Origin of the sequence: Enterobacter sp. CPE_E863 (assembly GCF_046521465.1) — a bacterium.
Lineage (GTDB): Bacteria > Pseudomonadota > Gammaproteobacteria > Enterobacterales > Enterobacteriaceae > Enterobacter > Enterobacter adelaidei.
Genome location: NZ_JBKFZX010000008.1, coordinates 1 through 3025 on the forward strand (window position 1 = coordinate 1; position 3025 = coordinate 3025).

At 48.3% G+C, this 3025-nt stretch carries 3 protein-coding genes; 2 read left to right on the forward strand and 1 reads right to left on the reverse strand.

Features of this window, described 5'->3' with window-relative positions:
- The first annotated feature begins 510 nt into the window (after positions 1–510).
- Together ACLHV8_RS27055 and ACLHV8_RS27060 are read left to right on the forward strand one after the other, a co-directional pair.
- Positions 511–1023: a hypothetical protein gene (locus ACLHV8_RS27055; protein ID WP_053507525.1), complete on the forward strand. Its 513-nt coding sequence runs from the start codon at positions 511–513 to the stop codon at positions 1021–1023.
- 1033 nt (positions 1024–2056) lie between these two features.
- Positions 2057–2284, forward strand: a complete 228-nt coding sequence (locus ACLHV8_RS27060; protein ID WP_206282062.1) for a hypothetical protein — start codon at positions 2057–2059, stop codon at positions 2282–2284.
- A 47-nt stretch (positions 2285–2331) separates the two neighbouring features.
- Here the strand turns inward: ACLHV8_RS27060 and ACLHV8_RS27065 are convergent, their stop codons facing one another.
- Entirely contained in the window at positions 2332–2520 is a 189-nt protein-coding gene (locus tag ACLHV8_RS27065) for a Rop family plasmid primer RNA-binding protein (RefSeq protein ID WP_053507524.1), read from the reverse strand.
- Positions 2521–3025: the final 505 nt, after the last annotated feature.

Below are 3025 nucleotides of genomic sequence, written 5' to 3' on the forward strand. Positions count from 1 at the left end.
TACAGTGGGGGTTTTACAGGCTGCTCTCGATGCTGCTGTTGGTCTGATGGCTGGTTTTTTAAACACTGTTTACGGGATCCCTCGTTAGAATTACTATCCATGGCGCTGGCTGTGGTGGCTGGCAATTAAAAAACATAGGCAGGTAGCTGTGGTGGCTATTTGTCGAAGCTTGAGATGGCTTCTTAAGAAGGTGAAACCTTCACAAGAGAACCCGCTAATCGTGAAGAGGCGGGTTTTTTTGTGTCAAAAATCCTCGATTCATCAGCGCATTAATTGCTCTTCAATATGGTGATCGTGTTAGAATAGGCGCAACGGCAGACCTTACCAGTTTGCGAGCCTTACCAGCTCATGCCCCGTTAGCAAATAACCTTAATCTTCTTCACGGACCGCAAGGTCAAGGTGCCAAAATGTGTAATACAATCTCGATCCCTCATCCGGGGGATGTTAGCTATATCTCCTTCACGTGCCGCAAGGTTCCGTCCGCTATCTTTAGTGGCGTGGAGGTGAATCATGACTAAAGTAACTGTCGATTATCCTTCTTCTATCTCCCGCCGTAAGCTTTCAAATCTGTTCAATCACTCCCCGTTTATGTTGTCTCTTGTTCATGACATGTGTGACTCTCAAGCTATTGTTCTTGCTGCCATGTGTGAAGGGAAGTGCGTAACAAGTGCGGGGAACCGGATTGAAGCAGACTACGAAGTAACTAAGCTGGCTGCGGTCATTGATGTTCTGGAAAATAAGTTTTACCTGCCTGTATCACGCGTGAAGATTCCCACCGCGTCGGATACTGGAGGTGGAACTATCCAAGCTAAATATCTCATTACGGAAAATGATATGCAGCTGTTGCTGGAAGATCCGGAATCAGTGGTTTTGACGCGAGAGAGATTGGCTCTTTCTAAGTTAAAAAGTCGAGATGAACGTTGTTTAAAACGTTTGGTGTCCGTTCACGGTTATGATGAAGTTTTTCGATCACTACAGGCGTTAGATGTAGCTAATGATTCTTTTGGTCGAGATTGCGGGTAATGCTTTAAACGGCAATGAATTGACGTTTAAAGCATGGCCGTTTAACGTTTGACGTTAGAAAGAAAAAAGCCACCCGGCAAGGTGGCTTTTTCAAGGTTCAACAAACGGGCAAGTTTTTGAACCGGGTAACTGTCGTAAGGGCGACGAGTCACCAAAACAAGTATCTCCAGTTTAGCCGCAATATGGCTATCACATCAAGACTCATCCCTTTGCCCAGTTACCAATGGCCGCTGCCATTGGCGCTTTGCCGTGTCTATCCGGATTGGATTCAAGTCGAAAGTTACCGGAACAGGCGCAGCGGTCGGACTGAACGGGGGTTCGTGCATACAGTCCAGCTTGGAGCGAACTGCCTTCCCGGAACCGAGTGTCAGGCGTGGAATGAGAAACCGCGGCCATAACAGCGGAGTGACACCGGTAAACCGAAAGGCAGGAACAGGAGAGCGCACGAGGGAGCCACCAGGGAAACGCCTGGTATCTTTAAGTCCTGTCGGGTTTCGCCACCACTGATTTGAGCGTCAGATTTCGTGATGCTTGTCAGGGGCGGAGCCTATGGAAAAACGGCAACGCCGTGGCCTTGCTTCTTCTTTGCTAAGTATCGCCCTGGCATCCTCTAGGAAATTTCCGCCCAGTTTGTAAGCCCACACCGCTCGCCGCAGCCGAACGACCGAGCGCAGCGAGTCAGTGAGCGAGGAAGCGGAATATCTCCTGTCTCGTATATTCTGCTGACGCGCCGGTGCTGCCTTTTTCCTCCTTCCACATGAAGCACTTCACTGACCTCCGCATCCGTGTCGACATATTAAGCCAGTATACACTCCGCTAGCGCTACGTGACTGGTTCAGGGCTGCGCCCCGACACCCGCTAAAAGCACTGACGCGCCTGCGGCTTGCCCAACCCCGCGCCGTCCGGGAAAGAATTTCCCGATCGACCCGACGTTTCTGTTTACCTGTGATGTTAACGTTTGGATCTTTTTCCCGGGTTTACCTATTTTCTTCTAATGAAGCGTTCACAGCTGACGTTAATAGATGGGTGCTTCATGTTTGGTTTTTCACCAGGAGAACTTATGAACCTTTGCCCCGATGAACGTCTGCTCTTTGTGCGGATGATTTCCGCTATGCTTCGCCGTTCGGGCGGTGATGCGGGTGCTTTTATGTTTGAGGCGTATCGCCATATTGTGTCCGATACCAATCAAGCTCGTCGTTCCTACATGCTCGACCTGCTCGAAAGCGTCAGGCATGACTATGTACACGGTGGATATACATAGTTGCCCTGGATACGCTTTTCGTCTAAGTGAGCGTTCTTTTCGTCTCTTTATTCGCCGTCCTGTATACCGAAGCGTGCGCTCAGCTTCTGATAAAGCGCTTCAGCCTGTTCGTGCATTCGCTCACAGTCGGCTGCCTCGTCATCAAGATCGAGCATGTCGAGTTTTTCGAGCAGCAGCAGCGACTGCGCCCGGATAAATTTTGCCATGTTCAGTGCGGCTGATTCCTGTTTTGTCATACGGCTTTTTCCCGGTTTTATGGTGATCGCAGACTGAAATCTTACTTCATTCACTTGAGTGCATAGCCATGCAGGTACGCAGAAATCATCAGGGGCGTTTTTTCTCGATATGGGCACAGAAAGGTGTATGTTTCAGGCCGGAGGCCTCAGAAACGCCCTGAGAGCCTCTGAGGCGGTGCGGGCAACGGATGTTATGTTAAAAGTTACTTTCCCGAGCTTGTGTCGTAGTTTCTTCCTACGTGATTCATCAAGTAGGAACCTGATAGATCGATACACCAGAGATCCTCATCGATCCTTCTTTATTTATTTAATTTATTGTTAAACAAAGACTATTTGTAAACCTATAAACTACACCGATCGATTGGGATCCTTTCAATAGGAAAAAACACTAAACAATTTATATATGCTCTAAACGGCTTCAAACTGATTTAAACGGCTTTAAATTATTGGTGAACCTATGACTAGGTTTTTGTGTAGATAATGTCTTAGGCAGCGTTTGGTGCCG